A 12,941-nucleotide genomic window follows, 5' to 3' on the forward strand; every position below is an offset into this window, starting at 1 on the left:
AGACCTTCCTTGCTGACATCATGGCGATCTTTGTCGGTGACGCTCAGGCAGACCGCATTGTCCCGCCGACGGGTTTCACCGCACGGCTAACGCTTTTCGCCTCTGGTGCCATGGCATTCCTCGCCGTCTTTGCTCTCGCCCTTTCTCTGGCCTCTGGCCGTTTGGCACAGCGTTGGGGTCAAGAATTGGCCCAAAGTTCAACACTGCGTATTTCAGCGCCAGTCGAACAGCTCGCAGCCCAAACCGCCGCCGCGCTCAAGGTGCTTGAAACCACGCCCGGTGTCGCCGAAGCCCGTGCTTTGACCGCCGAAGAGCAACGCGCTTTGCTGGCCCCTTGGTTCGGCCCCGACCTACCGGTGGAAAACCTGCCTATCCCGCAGCTGATCTCTATCGAGGAAACCTCTGGCGGATACGATGCCGCTGGCCTGCGCTTGCGCCTTCAAGCCGAGGTGCCCGGAGCCATCCTTGACGACCACACGCGCTGGCGCAAACCCTTACAGCAGGCGGCCAGCCGTCTGCGTTTGCTGGGCTTTGTCTCGATCATCTTGATTGCCGCGGTAACTGGCACCATCATCACATTGGCGGCCAACGCTGCCCTTGCCGCAAATGCCCGCCTGATCGCAGTTCTACGCCTTGTCGGCGCGCAAGACAGTTATATCGCCAAAGCATTCGTACGCCGCTTCACGCTGCGCGCCCTTTCTGGCGCAGCTGTCGGAACGGTCGTTGGCCTGATTGCCGTTCTCATCCTTCCCTCAGCGCAGGATCAAGGCGGCTTCCTAACCGGCCTAGGGTTCCAAGGCGCGTCTTGGCTTTGGCTCGTTCTTCTTCCAATCTTGGCTGCTGTCGTGGCCTTCCTCGCCACCGGTGCCGCCGCGCGTCGCACCCTGTCGGAGTTGCGCTAATGGCCATCCAATGGGTCCGCTCGCTGTTATTCATCATTCAGATGTATGCCATGATGCTGATCATGGGGCTTGCGTGTTTCATTCCATCTTTGCTCAGTCGCAAAGCTGCCATCGCCTCGATGCGCCTTTACTGTGCGTGGGTACGTTGGACCGCCTCGTGGATGGTCGGCCTGACCAGCGAAATTCGCGGAGCCGTCCCGCAAGACGAAGTGATCGTTGCCTCCAAACACCAATCGTTCTTTGATATTATCCTGCTCATGGGCGCGCTGCCATCTGGCAAATTCATCATGAAACGCGAACTGATGTTTGCGCCGATCCTTGGCCAATACGCCTTGCGTATCGGCTGTGTCCCAGTCAACCGCGGCAAGCGCGGCAAAGCCATCAAGAAAATGGCTGAAGACGTCAAAAGCGGCGCACAAAAGCCCGGTCAGTTGATCATCTACCCACAAGGCACACGTATCGCGCCCGGCGTTCAAGCGCCTTTCAAAGTGGGCACTTACGTTCTCTACAATCAACTCGGGCAAACCTGCGTACCAGCCGCCACCAACGTTGGCGTCTTTTGGCCCCGCAAAGGCATCCTGCGCAAGCCGGGGCACGCGGTTATGGAATTCCTCGACCCAATCGAAGCAGGCCTCGATCAAGCTAGCTTTATGGGACGCCTAGAAGAGACTGTCGAAAGCCATTCCAATGCGCTGATGCGCGAAGCGGGGTTTGATCTGGATGGACTACATAACCTCAATCAACGCGCTTGAGGCGCTCTACCCAGAGCCAAGCGTAAACGCGACCCGCAAAGTCGCGTACCAACTCACTCCAGCCTACCGAAAATGGATCATGGCGGCCCGATATTGCGTTATCGCGACTGTCGGCCCAGAAGGCACCGATGCAAGCCCACGTGGCGACATTGGCCCCGTAGTCTCTGAAATCGACGAACACACGCTCGCCATGCCTGATTGGCCGGGCAACAACCGCATAGACACGCTGCGCAATCTTGTCGGGGATCCCCGCATCGCACTGATGTTCATGATCCCGGGGCAGGGCGCTGTGGTGCGCCTGAACGGTCAGGCGCGTATCACAACAGATGAAACCCTGCGCCAGCGCTTTGAAACCAAAGGCAAACTGCCGCGCACGGTTATCGTCATCAAAATTAACGAAATCTACGCTCATTGTTCCCGTGCGAACATCCGGTCAGACCTCTGGAACCCAGACAACCGCCCTACCGAGGCCCCAACAATGGGTGATATGCTTGCCGAAGCAACGGGCGGAGAAATCCAAGCTGAGGCTTATAACCAAGACTGGGCAATTCGCGGGCCGCAAAAACTGTGGTGACCCCACGCTTTTGTGAAACAGCTTTAGAAGCAATTTCCACATAGAGCCCCTAAGTTAACCTAAGCGCACCCCGATTGCGCGTCTAAGGCTATGTTGCAAGCCTTGGCGGAACGGCAGTTGTACCACCTGTGCAGTCCCCCTGTCGTTCTGCCTACTCCTGAGAAAAGTAAATTGCACAAAAAAGGCGGCCCCTGTTGGGACCGCCTTCTAATCGTCTAATCCGTAAGAACCTTACGCGTGGATAGGGCCATCGCCACAAGCCAATGCAGCTTCGCGCATCGCTTCGGAATAGGTTGGGTGCGCGTGGCAGGTCATTGCAACGTCCTGCGCTGAGGCACCAAATTCCATCGCAACACAGATCTCATGGATCATGTCACCAGCCGCCGGGCCAATAATCGCAGCACCTAGCACGCGATCTGTTTCCGCATCCGCGATCAGCTTCACAAAACCATCCGCTTGGCCAATCGCCTTGGCACGTGCGTTGCCCATGAACGAGAATTTGCCAACCTTAACCTTGCGGCCTTCGGCTTTCAGCGCATCTTCAGTCTGACCAACAGTCGCGACCTCAGGTGTCGTGTAGACAACGCCCGGGATAACCGAATAGTTCACGTGGCCATGTTTGCCCGCTAGAACCTCTGCGACGGCCATGCCTTCGTCTTCGGCTTTATGCGCCAGCATTGGGCCTTCGATCACGTCGCCAATCGCATAGATGCCCGGCACGTTGGTTGCCCATTTGCCATCAACAGCAATCTGACCACGCTCTGTCATCTTCACGCCAAGCGCGTCCAGACCCAGACCTTCGGAATATGGTTTACGACCGGTCGCAACCAGAACCACGTCAGCGTCCAGCACTTCCTCGGCATCGGGGGATTTCTTCAGCGAATACTTAACCTTGGCTTTGGTCTTGGACGCATCCACACCAGACACAGCCGCGCCCATGATGAACTTTAGACCCTGCTTTTCCAGAATACGTTTGAACGTGCGCTGAACGTCTTTGTCCATGCCCGGCGTGATCGCATCCATGTATTCAACAACAGTCACTTCGGAACCCAAACGCTGGTAAACGGAACCCAGTTCCAAGCCAATCACGCCCGCACCAATCACAACCATCTTCTTAGGCACTTTGCCCAATTCCAACGCACCGGTAGAGGTCACGACGACTTTCTCGTCCACCTCAACACCCGGCAAGGAAGACGGTACAGAACCAGACGCAATCACGATGTTCTTGGTCTCATAGGTGGTGTCGCCCACAGTCACCTTGCCCGGTGCCGGGATAGAGCCATAGCCCTTCAGCCAGTCGATCTTGTTTTTTTTCATCAAGAACTCAACACCGGTGGTGTTCTGGCCCACAACGTCGTCTTTATAAGACTTCATCTGGTTCCAATCCACAGATTGGGTTTTGCCCTTTAGGCCCATGTTCGCAAAGTTATGCTCTGCTTCGTGCAACATATGCGTCGCATGCAACAGCGCCTTTGACGGGATACAGCCCACGTTCAAGCATGTGCCGCCGAGCGTATCGCGACCTTCAACAATCGCGGTTTTCAGGCCCAGTTGGGCGCAACGAATTGCGGACACATAGCCACCAGGGCCTGCTCCGATGATGATGACGTCATATTGGGACATGTTTGTCTCCTGAAATTCGGGATGGGGAGGGGGCTCTGCCCCCAGTGCCGTTTGCACTTCCCCCGGAGTATTTATGGAAAGATGAATACGGGGCGTGGCGCCCCATATTTATACTTACAGATCCATCAACAGACGACGTGGATCTTCCAGCGCTTCTTTTACGCGTACAAGGAACGTAACCGCGCCTTTGCCGTCGACGATGCGGTGGTCATAGGATAGCGCCAGATACATCATCGGGCGGATCACCACTTGGCCGTTGATCGCCATTGGACGGTCCTGAATTTTGTGCATGCCCAAGATACCGGACTGCGGTGGGTTCAGGATCGGCGAGGACATCAAGGAACCGTAAACACCACCGTTAGAGATGGTGAACGAACCGCCCTGCATTTCCGCCATAGACAGTTTGCCATCACGTGCACGTTTGCCTTTTTCAGCAATCGCTTTTTCGATGTCCGCAAAGCTCATCTGATCCGCGTCACGGATAACTGGAACAACCAGACCTGTTGGCGTACCCGCCGCGATGCCCATGTGAACAAAGTTTTTGTACACGATGTCTGTGCCGTCGATTTCCGCGTTCACTTCTGGCACTTCTTTCAGCGCATGCACGCAGGCTTTGGTGAAGAAGGACATAAAGCCAAGCTTCACGCCGTGCTTTTTCAGGAACAGGTCTTTGTACTCGTTCCGCAGCGCCATAACTTCGGTCATGTCGACCTCGTTATAGGTGGTCAGCATCGCCGCTGTGTTCTGAGAGTCTTTCAGACGTTTCGCGATTGTCTGACGCAGACGTGTCATTTTCACACGCTCTTCACGAGATGCATCATCCGCCGCAACTGGTGCACGTTGCGCCACTGCTGCGGTAGGGGCCGCTGCTGGTGCGATTGCTGCTTTCAGCACGTCTTCTTTCATGATGCGACCATCACGACCAGACCCTGCGATTTGTGCCGCTGACAGACCTTTTTCAGCCATCAGTTTGTTTGCAGATGGGGCGTTTTCTACGTCTTTGCCGCCCGCAGGTGCTGCTGCCGGAGCCGCCGCCGCAGGAGCTGCCGCTACCGCGCCACCACCAGACGACAGAACCGCCAACTTAGCGGTCGCATCCACTGTTGCGCCTTCAGCTGCGATGATTTCGGTCAAAACACCGGCCGCTGGGGCAGGGACTTCGACGGAAACTTTGTCTGTTTCCAGCTCACACAGCATTTCATCCGCTGCAACCTGATCGCCAACTTGTTTAAACCATGTGGAAACAGTCGCTTCGGTTACAGATTCACCAAGTGTCGGAACCATAACGTCTACAGAGCCACCCGCCGCTGGGGCAGGAGCCGCTGCTTCAGCGGCTGCCGCTGGTGCCGGAGCGGCACCTTCGCCTGCTAGAATAGTTGCCAGCAATGCGTCTACACCCACTGTGGCGCCTTCTGCGGCTACGATCTCGCCCATTGTGCCAGCAGATGGTGCAGGCACTTCGACGGTTACTTTGTCTGTTTCCAGCTCGCACAGCATTTCGTCTACCGCTACGGCATCGCCAGGCTTTTTAAACCAAGTTGCAACAGTCGCTTCGGTGACACTTTCGCCCAGAGTAGGGACGCGTACTTCAGTCGTCATTGTTCTAATTACCCTTCAATGGTCAGCGCTTCGTTCACGAGCGCGTTTTGTTGTGCTTTGTGTTGGCTCGCCAAACCGGTTGCTGGCGACGCAGATGCTGCGCGGCCCACAAAGGTTGGACGTGTGTGTTTTGCTTTGATCCGGCCAAGAACCCATTCGATGTTTGGCTCAATAAAGGACCATGCACCTTGGTTCTTTGGTTCCTCTTGGCACCAAACCATCTCTGCCCCCTTAAAGCGCTCTAGCTCTTTCACAAGAGAGATCGCTGGGAACGGATAGAACTGTTCGACACGCAGCAGGTAAACATCGTCGATGCCGCGAGCGTCACGTTCTTCAAGCAGATCATAGTAAACCTTACCCGAGCACATAACGACGCGTTTGATCTTGCTATCTGCAACCAGTTTCGTGTCGCTGTTACCATGCTGTGCATCGTCCCACAGAACGCGGTGGAAGCTTGATCCATCGGTGAACTCGTCGGCCTTTGAAACTGCCAGCTTATGGCGCAGCAAAGATTTCGGCGTCATCAAGATCAATGGCTTACGGAAGCTGCGGTGCAACTGACGGCGCAGGATGTGGAAGTAGTTCGCAGGCGTTGTACAGTTTGCAACGATCCAGTTGTCACCACCACACATCTGCAAGAAGCGCTCCAAACGCGCAGAGCTGTGCTCTGGGCCTTGGCCTTCGAAACCGTGCGGCAATAGAACGGTCAAACCGGACATCCGCAGCCATTTGCTTTCACCAGAGCTGATGAACTGGTCAAACATGATCTGCGCACCGTTGGCAAAATCACCAAACTGAGCTTCCCAAAGGGTCAGCGCATTTGGTTCTGCCAACGAGTAGCCATATTCAAAGCCCAAAACCGCATATTCAGACAGTGCAGAGTCGATCACCTCGTACTGCGCTTGCCCTGGACGGACATTGTTCAGCGGGTAATAGCGGCTCTCATCGTCTTGGTTCACGATACCTGAGTGACGCTGCGAGAATGTCCCGCGGGTTGCGTCTTGGCCAGACAAACGAACAGGATAACCTTCGGTCAGCAATGACCCAAAGGCCAGCGCTTCGCCGGTTGCCCAATCAATACCTTCGCCAGTTTCAAACATCTTGCCGCGGTTTTCCAACAAGCGACCAACCGTTTTGTGAATTGGATAGCCTTCTGGAACCGTGGACAAAGATTTGCCAACCTCATCAAACGTCGCGCGTTTGATCGCGGTCTCACCGCGTTGGTAATCTTCGTCTTTGCGATCCAAATGAGACCACTTACCGTCTAGCCAATCAGCTTTATTCGGTTTGAATTCCTTACCTGCTTCGAACTCTTCGTTCATTTTGGCTTGGAACGCGGCCTTCATGTCTTCGATTTCACCCTCAGGGATCAAACCGTCTTTGACCAAACGCTCGGTGTACAAAGATAGGGTCGTTTTGTGGCCCTTAATCTTTTTGTACATCACCGGGTTGGTGAACATCGGTTCGTCGCCTTCGTTGTGACCAAAGCGGCGATAGCAGAAGATGTCCAAAACAACGTCTTTCTGGAACTTCTGGCGGAACTCCGTCGCAACCTTAGCTGCGTGTACAACCGCTTCTGGGTCATCACCGTTCACGTGGAAGATCGGCGCTTCAACAACCAGCGCGTTGTCTGTTGGATATGGGGAAGACCGCGAGAAGTGCGGCGCAGTTGTGAAACCAATCTGGTTGTTCACAACGATATGCATTGTGCCGCCGGTCTTATGGCCACGCAGACCGGACAAAGCGAAACATTCCGCAACAACACCTTGGCCCGCAAAGGCCGCATCGCCGTGCAATAGAATTGGCAGAACTTGACTACGCTCTTCGTCGCCCAATTGGTCTTGTTTCGCGCGTACCTTGCCCAAAACAACCGGGTTCACCGCCTCTAGGTGCGATGGGTTCGCTGTCAACGACAGGTGAACATTGTTGCCGTCAAACTCACGGTCAGAAGAGGCACCAAGGTGATATTTCACATCCCCAGAACCATCAACGTCTTCTGGCTTAAACGATCCACCTTGGAATTCGTTAAAGATCGCTTTGTATGGCTTCTGCATGACGTTCGCCAAAACAGACAAACGACCACGGTGCGGCATGCCGATAACGATGTCACGTACACCCAACGCACCACCGCGTTTGATGATCTGTTCCATCGCGGGGATCAGGCTTTCGCCACCGTCCAAGCCAAAACGCTTGGTGCCCATGTATTTCACATGCAGGAACTTCTCAAAGCCCTCGGCCTCAACCATCTTGTTCAGGATCGCTTTACGACCTTCACGGGTAAAGGTGATCTCTTTGTTGTAGCCTTCGATGCGCTCTTTCAACCAGCTCGCTTCTTCGGGGTTGGAGATATGCATGTACTGCATCGCGAAAGTACCACAATAGGTACGACGCACGATGTCTAGGATTTGGCGCATCGTTGCGATCTGCAAACCCAAGACATTGTCGATAAAGATCGGACGATCCATGTCCGCGCCGGCAAAGCCATAAGACGCCGGGTCCAACTCAGGGTGCGGCGTCTGATCGCGCATACCAAGCGGATCAAGGTCCGCAACCAAGTGGCCACGAATACGGTAAGCCCGGATCAACATCAGCGCCCGGATCGAATCCAGAACCGCTTGTTTGATCGCTTCGTCAGAGACTTCCACGCCTTTTTCAGCCGCTTTCGCCTTGATCTTGTCGCCAGCTGCTTTGCCTTCCGCCGGGGCAGGCCATTCGCCTGTCAACGCACCGGTTAGGTCATCATTGGGGGCAGGAGGCCAATCGCCACGCGCCCAAGACGGGCCAGTCGCTTCGGCCTTTACGTCCAGCTCTGCATCGCCAAGCTGTTTGAAAAAGTCTTGCCAGACCTCATCAACCGCATTCGGGTCAGACGCATAGCGCGCGTAAAGCTGTTCAAGATATTCAGCATTATGCCCCTGCATAAAGCTGGAGGCATGAAAAACGTCGTTTGACGATTGGTCGGTCATGGAGGACTCCCGAGCCACAAGGTTTCTATTATTACTTTCGGCTCTATGCGCCGAACTTAGAAGGAAGGGCCAACCAAGGCCCTTCCAAGTATTGCTAAACGATTTAGCCGATCGCCTTCAGAACAGCTTCGCCCAAACCGGCTGGGCTGTCTGCAACAACGATACCTGCGGATTTCATCGCTTCGATCTTGTCTTCGGCGCCACCTTTACCGCCAGCGACAATCGCGCCAGCGTGACCCATGCGGCGGCCCGGAGGTGCCGTACGGCCAGCAATGAAGCCAGCAGTTGGTTTCCAACGGCCCTTCTTCTTTTGCTCTTTCAGGAATTCCGCAGCTTCTTCTTCTGCAGAACCACCGATTTCACCGATCATAATGATGGACTGTGTTTCGTCGTCGTCTAGGAACATGTCCAATACGTCGATGTGCTCAGTACCTTTGATCGGGTCGCCACCGATGCCCACAGCTGTGGACTGGCCCAGACCGATGTCAGCAGTTTGCTTAACCGCTTCATAAGTCAAGGTACCGGAACGGGATACAACACCAACAGAGCCACGCTTGTGGATGTGGCCCGGCATGATGCCGATTTTGCAGGCGTCAGGAGTGATAACACCTGGGCAGTTCGGGCCGATCAGGCGCGACTTGCTGTCGATCAACGCACGTTTCACACGCATCATGTCCAGCACAGGAATGCCTTCAGTGATACAGATGATCAGTTCCATTTCCGCATCGATCGCTTCCAGAATGGAATCCGCCGCGAAAGGAGGAGGAACATAGATCACAGAAGCATTTGCTTCGGTGACGTGCTTTGCTTCGTGTACCGAGTTGAACACTGGCAAGCCAAGATGCTCATTGCCACCTTTGCCCGGTGTCACACCACCGACCATTTTAGTGCCATATGCAATCGCTTGCTCAGAGTGGAACGTACCCTGCGAGCCAGTCAGGCCCTGACAGATTACTTTGGTATTTTCGTCAACGAGAATGGCCATCTTATTATCCTTTCACCGCTTTAACGATCTTTTCAGCACCGTCAGACAGGTTGTCTGCTGCGATGACGTCAAGGCCAGAGTTGTTGATGATGTCTTTACCAGCTTCAACGTTTGTACCCTCAAGGCGCACAACCAATGGAACTTTCAGACCAACTTCTTTCACAGCGGCCACAACGCCCTCTGCGATCACGTCGCAGCGCATGATGCCACCAAAGATGTTCACCAAGATGCCTTTGACGTTCGGGTCAGAGGTGATGATTTTGAACGCTTCGGTTACTTTTTCTTTGGTAGCGCCGCCACCAACGTCCAAGAAGTTCGCAGGCTCAGCACCGTACAGTTTGATGATGTCCATAGTGGCCATCGCCAGACCCGCGCCGTTCACCATGCAACCGATCTCGCCGTCAAGCGCGATGTAGTTCAGGTCGTATTTGGACGCTTCCAATTCTTTGGAATCTTCTTCGCTCTCGTCGCGCAGCTCAGCTACGTCAGCGTGGCGATAGATCGCGTTGCCGTCAAAGCCCAGTTTCGCATCTAGAACCTTCAGGTCACCAGAGTCAGACACGATCAGCGGGTTGATTTCCAGCATCTCCATGTCTTTTTCGGTGAACGCTTGGTACAGTTGACCCATCAGCTTAACGCACTGCTTAACCTGCGCGCCGGTCAGGCCCAAAGAGAACGCAACACGACGGCCGTGGTATGGCTGGTAGCCAGTCGCCGGATCAACAGAGAAAGACAGGATCTTCTCAGGAGTGGACTCTGCTACTTCTTCGATGTCCATGCCGCCCTCGGTGGAGCAGACGAAAGACACACGAGATGTCACGCGGTCAACCAGCAGAGCCAGATACAATTCACGCTCAATGCCGGAACCAGCTTCGATGTAGATACGATTGACTTGCTTGCCCGCTGGACCAGTCTGGTGTGTCACCAGAGTACGACCAAGCATTTTCTTCGCTTCTTCTGCGGCTTCTTCCACAGATTTCGCTAGGCGTACGCCGCCTTTTTCGCCTGCATCAGCTTCTTTAAAAGAGCCTTTGCCGCGTCCACCTGCGTGGATTTGTGCCTTAACAACCCAAAGCGGGCCATCAAGCTCACCGGCTGCGGTTTTGGCATCCTCGGCCTTCAGAACAATACGTCCTTCAGAAACCGGGGCACCGTATGTACGAAGGAGAGCCTTCGCTTGGTATTCATGGATGTTCATGAACCTATCCCATATTGCTGCGGTTGAGACAGGTATAGACCTAAGATGACCAACAAACTAAGCAGTTTTTTCCAATACCGAAGAAATACGGGCAATTTTCTCTAATTTGTGATCACACGAAAAAAAGCTGTGATCACAAAATTGCTTTGGATGTGAATTCTGTTGATTCGTGTGGCCCTATTCGCCACAGTCCCTCAGGTATTAATTATAATTCTTATAGGTTCACCTTTATGTCTTGGGCAATCGTAATTACGGCGGATGAGCTTGAATCATTGCTCTTGGCCAACGTGGCATGGCATCTCGCGACCGGCGCTTCAGCGGTCCATGTCTATCTTGACAGGCCTGACGACCCCGTGGCCGAAAAACTACGTAAAATTCACGGAGTTCAGGTCACACTCTGCGACGATGCCCATTGGAACCGCCTAAACAAAAATAAAGGTCGCCCAGTTTTGCAGATGTCGCGGCAATCGCTTAATGCAAACGACGCACTTAAGAACACCACCGCCGATTGGCTGGTCCACCTTGATGCCGATGAATTCTTAAACCCCACCGGAAACCTCGCCCTCGAATTTCAATATGTCCGCGAATTAGACGTCGAACTTCATTTTCCCGCGTGGGAACGCGCCTATTTTGCCGATCAACCTATCACAGGCCTATTCGATGGCGTCATGCGCGGCTCTACCAAAGGACGGCACCGGCATGACGGAACCATTTTTAAAGATAACGACGACTGCCTAAATCTTGGTATGATTGGTCATGCGGCTGGCAAATGTGCCGTGCCAACGAACAGTAACTTTATTCTTGGCGTGCATTGGTCATTTCGCGAGAAACGCGGGCCTAAAAACCGTTCCGAACGTTATGGCAGTCAGGCCGCTCGGCTCTATCATTTCGACGGTCTCACACCGCTGCATTGGGTCATCAAATCTCTAAGATACGCCAGCCACGATCCCAATGATCTAAAGCGGCTCGTGTCCGACAGTCGCCTTGCCCAAATCCAACGTCTGCTCAAAACCGGGGGGGATCGCGCCGCAGGGCAACGATTGCACGACGCCCTGCGCCTGCTCGATGCACCCTATTTGGATCGGTTAGAAGGGTTTGGATTGCTGGATCGTCAGGGATTTAACCCCTTGCCAAAAATCCAAAGCATTTTGCCAGATTACACACTCCCAACCGCAAAAGAATGGGATGCGCAAATCCTTGAACGTTATCCAGATATGGCCGACGCGCTTAAGTAACCCGAGCGCCAGACACAAAAAAAGCGCAGATGAAATCATCTGCGCTTTTCCGTAAATCTTTAGGTCAGCTTACTTAAGAGATGGGTCGATCTCTTGGCATGCTGTGACCAGACCTTTAACCGCTGCAACAGATTTGTCGAAGCCAGCTTGCTCTTCGTCGTTCAGTTTGATGTCGATAACACGCTCAACACCACCGGCGCCGATCACTGTTGGAACACCAACGTACATGCCGTTCAGACCCAATGCGCCGTCAACATATGCCGCACATGGCAGAACGCGCTTTTGGTCTTTCAAGAACGCTTCAGCCATTTCGATCGCAGATGTCGCTGGTGCGTAGAACGCAGAACCAGTTTTCAACAGACCAACGATTTCCGCGCCGCCGTCACGTGTACGCTGAACGATTGCGTCCAGTTTGTCCTGAGTTGTCCAACCCATTTCAACCATATCTGGAAGAGGGATGCCGCCAACTGTAGAATAACGAACGGATGGAACCATTGTGTCGCCGTGGCCGCCCAGAACGAACGCAGTTACGTCGCGCATGGAAACTTTGAATTCTTCCGCAAGGAAGTGACGGAAACGTGCAGAGTCCAGAACACCCGCCATGCCGCAAACCATGTTGTGTGGCAGACCAGAGAATTCGCGCAGCGCCCAAACCATCGCGTCCAGCGGGTTGGTGATGCAGATAACAAATGCGTTTGGCGCGTGGGCTGCAATGCCTTCGCCAACGGATTTCATAACTTTCAGGTTGATGCCCAGCAGGTCATCACGGCTCATGCCAGGCTTACGTGCAACACCAGCAGTTACGATGCAAACGTCCGCGCCTGCGATATCCGCATAGTCGCTTGTGCCTGACATTGCGGCATCAAAACCTTCAGATGGGCCAGATTCTGCAATGTCCAGCGCCTTACCTTGTGGCAGGCCGTCAGCAATATCAAAAAGTACTACATCACCAAGCTCTTTAGCTGCTGCAAGGTGCGCAAGTGTGCCGCCGATGTTGCCAGCGCCGATAAGGGCAATTTTGGGTCTCGCCATTGGAATAGTCTCCAGTCCGATTGAAATTTGGAGTTTGGGTACGCTCATAATTGCCGTCGCGCAAGTATTTTGCGC

Annotated in this window: 10 protein-coding genes; 4 read left to right on the top strand and 6 right to left on the bottom strand. The window is 54.1% G+C overall.

What is annotated here, in order from left to right:
* Positions 1-20: 20 nt before the first annotated feature.
* Genes Q4544_RS04190 through Q4544_RS04200 form a run of 3 tightly spaced genes read left to right on the top strand, consistent with a single transcriptional unit; the run spans position 21 to position 2,228 of the window.
* A complete protein-coding gene (locus Q4544_RS04190) occupies positions 21-902 on the top strand; it encodes an ABC transporter permease (protein ID WP_303504441.1) in 882 nt (293 codons plus the stop codon).
* On the top strand, positions 902-1,654 hold the full coding sequence (locus tag Q4544_RS04195; protein ID WP_303504229.1) for a 1-acyl-sn-glycerol-3-phosphate acyltransferase: 753 nt from the start codon (positions 902-904) through the stop codon (positions 1,652-1,654). Before Q4544_RS04190 ends, Q4544_RS04195 begins: the two co-directional genes overlap by 1 nt.
* Complete coding sequence (locus Q4544_RS04200) at positions 1,623-2,228, top strand: pyridoxamine 5'-phosphate oxidase family protein (protein WP_303504230.1); 606 nt, start codon at positions 1,623-1,625, stop codon at positions 2,226-2,228. The genes Q4544_RS04195 and Q4544_RS04200 overlap by 32 nt, the downstream gene beginning before the upstream one ends.
* A 231-nt stretch (positions 2,229-2,459) precedes the next feature.
* Here the strand turns inward: Q4544_RS04200 and lpdA are convergent, their stop codons facing one another.
* From lpdA to sucC, 5 genes are all read right to left on the bottom strand, one after another.
* On the bottom strand, positions 2,460-3,851 hold the full coding sequence (gene lpdA, locus Q4544_RS04205; RefSeq protein ID WP_303504231.1) for a dihydrolipoyl dehydrogenase: 1,392 nt from the start codon (positions 3,849-3,851) through the stop codon (positions 2,460-2,462).
* A gap of 114 nt (positions 3,852-3,965) precedes the next feature.
* Complete coding sequence (gene odhB / locus Q4544_RS04210) at positions 3,966-5,450, bottom strand: 2-oxoglutarate dehydrogenase complex dihydrolipoyllysine-residue succinyltransferase (protein ID WP_303504232.1); 1,485 nt, start codon at positions 5,448-5,450, stop codon at positions 3,966-3,968.
* 8 nt (positions 5,451-5,458) lie between these two features.
* Entirely contained in the window at positions 5,459-8,416 is a 2,958-nt protein-coding gene (locus Q4544_RS04215) for a 2-oxoglutarate dehydrogenase E1 component (protein WP_303504233.1), read from the bottom strand.
* A 103-nt stretch (positions 8,417-8,519) separates the two neighbouring features.
* Positions 8,520-9,401 carry a succinate--CoA ligase subunit alpha gene (sucD, locus tag Q4544_RS04220; protein WP_303504234.1) on the bottom strand — a complete coding sequence of 294 codons (882 nt, stop codon included), beginning with the start codon at positions 9,399-9,401 and terminating at the stop codon, positions 8,520-8,522.
* Positions 9,402-9,405: 4 nt separating this feature from the next.
* Positions 9,406-10,599, bottom strand: coding sequence for an ADP-forming succinate--CoA ligase subunit beta (gene sucC / locus Q4544_RS04225; RefSeq protein WP_303504235.1), 1,194 nt, complete (start codon positions 10,597-10,599; stop codon positions 9,406-9,408).
* A gap of 230 nt (positions 10,600-10,829) precedes the next feature.
* Between sucC and Q4544_RS04230 the strand changes: the two genes are divergently transcribed.
* Positions 10,830-11,834 (top strand): glycosyltransferase family 2 protein, encoded by a 1,005-nt coding sequence (locus tag Q4544_RS04230; protein ID WP_303504236.1) that lies wholly within the window; start codon positions 10,830-10,832, stop codon positions 11,832-11,834.
* Positions 11,835-11,903: 69 nt separating this feature from the next.
* Here the strand turns inward: Q4544_RS04230 and mdh are convergent, their stop codons facing one another.
* Positions 11,904-12,866, bottom strand: a complete 963-nt coding sequence (mdh, locus tag Q4544_RS04235) for a malate dehydrogenase (protein ID WP_303504237.1) — start codon at positions 12,864-12,866, stop codon at positions 11,904-11,906.
* Positions 12,867-12,941: the final 75 nt, after the last annotated feature.

It is taken from the genome of Cognatishimia sp. 1_MG-2023, assembly GCF_030548175.1.
Lineage (GTDB): Bacteria > Pseudomonadota > Alphaproteobacteria > Rhodobacterales > Rhodobacteraceae > Cognatishimia.

What these genes read in the sequence shown, in the direction of transcription:
- Q4544_RS04190 (WP_303504441.1), top strand. Translation starts at nt 21, where the DNA reads ATGGCGATCTTTGTCGGTGACGCTCAGGCAGACCGCATTGTCCCGCCG.
- Q4544_RS04195 (WP_303504229.1), top strand. Translation starts at nt 902, where the DNA reads ATGGCCATCCAATGGGTCCGCTCGCTGTTATTCATCATTCAGATGTAT.
- Q4544_RS04200 (WP_303504230.1), top strand. Translation starts at nt 1,623, where the DNA reads ATGGACTACATAACCTCAATCAACGCGCTTGAGGCGCTCTACCCAGAG.
- lpdA (WP_303504231.1), bottom strand. Translation starts at nt 3,851, where the DNA reads ATGTCCCAATATGACGTCATCATCATCGGAGCAGGCCCTGGTGGCTAT.
- odhB (WP_303504232.1), bottom strand. Translation starts at nt 5,450, where the DNA reads ATGACGACTGAAGTACGCGTCCCTACTCTGGGCGAAAGTGTCACCGAA.
- Q4544_RS04215 (WP_303504233.1), bottom strand. Translation starts at nt 8,416, where the DNA reads ATGACCGACCAATCGTCAAACGACGTTTTTCATGCCTCCAGCTTTATG.
- sucD (WP_303504234.1), bottom strand. Translation starts at nt 9,401, where the DNA reads ATGGCCATTCTCGTTGACGAAAATACCAAAGTAATCTGTCAGGGCCTG.
- sucC (WP_303504235.1), bottom strand. Translation starts at nt 10,599, where the DNA reads ATGAACATCCATGAATACCAAGCGAAGGCTCTCCTTCGTACATACGGT.
- Q4544_RS04230 (WP_303504236.1), top strand. Translation starts at nt 10,830, where the DNA reads ATGTCTTGGGCAATCGTAATTACGGCGGATGAGCTTGAATCATTGCTC.
- mdh (WP_303504237.1), bottom strand. Translation starts at nt 12,866, where the DNA reads ATGGCGAGACCCAAAATTGCCCTTATCGGCGCTGGCAACATCGGCGGC.